The 1,546-nt window shown below is 53.8% G+C and carries 1 protein-coding gene; it reads right to left on the minus strand.

Annotation, left to right across the window (positions count from 1 at the left end; all coding sequences use genetic code 11):
* Window positions 1-28: 28 nt before the first annotated feature.
* Window positions 29-1,468 (minus strand): IS66 family transposase, encoded by a 1,440-nt coding sequence (gene tnpC / locus FHS27_RS30635; RefSeq protein WP_184310263.1) that lies wholly within the window; start codon window positions 1,466-1,468, stop codon window positions 29-31.
* Window positions 1,469-1,546: the final 78 nt, after the last annotated feature.

The following is a 1,546-nucleotide window of genomic DNA, read 5'->3' on the forward strand; positions in this document are numbered from 1 at the left end:
GTAACCGTTCACAGCCCGGTTCAATGAATCAGGCGGCAGCAGGGGCGCTTGGCTCAGATATTTTTGGCAGGAGAGATGGTGCGGCATCACCGGAGAACTTGGCTCGCATCGCTTCAATCAGATATTCGTAGGCGTTGTGGTTTTGGAGACGGCAGGTTTCGGAAATTGTTAAGATTCTCTCCAGGTAACGACTACCCGATGAACTCTGTGTCCCGAAGCTCAGTTTGCGATAAATCACTGCTGGACGAAGTGTCCGCTCGGCTGTGTTGTTGGTTGGCTCGATTCCCTCTACGTTCAAGAAAGTCCAAAGGTGTTCTTTGCGAGGCAGGATTTCGTCGCAGAAACCCATCAGTTGCGAATTGCCGCTCCAGCTACCGCGCAGCAGGTAGCTGTTGAATTGATCCCGAATCGGCCCAGCTAAACGCTGAAAGCCTCGCCAAGTGATCTCGCCGGACTTGTATCTCCGCCACTGCTCGAAAAGATGGCGTTGCTCTCGCATCAAGTCGTGCCCCAAACGCTTGACTTGAGCGTCACTGGAATCGATTAGCTTTTGAATGTCACGTTTCAAATGAGCCCAACACCACTGAAGTCGTTTACCATCAAGGTACATCTTGGCTCGGTCACAATTGATGATGATTCCTGAATAGTCACCGACAAGCGAAACAAGCGACTCCCGCGATCGTTTGCCGAAGATGCCAAAGACAGCAAACATCGGTGCGACGGCCACCCACAGCCAAGCCTTCATCGACTTCTCTTGGGTCGGCGATTCATCGACAAAGAGTTGCGATTGCCTCTCCAGTTCACCGCGAAGTTGTTCGTAAGGTGTGGCGATCGACTCACTGACGAGGTTTTGAATTTTCACTGTCCAAGCGGGACTGCAAGGAATGTTCAGCAGATCCCCCAGGAACATCGAAGTGCGTCGTTTACTTTGGCGAAAGTGCCCCATCAACAGGCCGGTAAATGCTGCCAGTCGCGGTCCGCACTGGCCCGTCGGCACCCCGGCGGGCAGTTCTGCTCGGGTGGTGATTCCACAACAAGGGCAGTGGCCACGAAAGAGTTGGTATTCATCGACGATGGGCTCGATTGGCGGCAAATCCCAGACCTGATGCCGCTGCGGATCGGAGGTATCCGGTTGCAGTTCCCCACCGCAGCGACGGCAAGCTTCGGGATAGCAGGGTGTGAGGGTTGCACATTGTTCGCTGGGGATCAGTTCTCGCAGATGTCGCTTGTGGCCTTTCTGCCCGCCCTGTTTTCGTTTCTTGCCCGAGCGTGGTTTAGGTTTTGGCTTGGCGTGAGGATGCTCGGTGCTTGGCGGCAACGAAGAATTGCGAGGAGTCAGTTTCTCAACTTGGTTGGTAAGGCTTTTGACTTGTTTCTCAAGCTCATCAATTTGGTCAAACAAAGCCAGCACGATCGCTTTGACAGCGGGCGTCATTTCGGCTTCGAGTTCCGGCGGTATCTTGCTCATGCAAGTATTGGGGCAGAAAACCGATCCTCGTGTCCAGAGAGATCCTCAAATTTGTTGCACCGCCCCGTGAACGGTTAC

Origin of the sequence: Aporhodopirellula rubra, assembly GCF_014192335.1 — a bacterium.
Taxonomy (GTDB): domain Bacteria; phylum Planctomycetota; class Planctomycetia; order Pirellulales; family Pirellulaceae; genus Rhodopirellula; species Rhodopirellula rubra.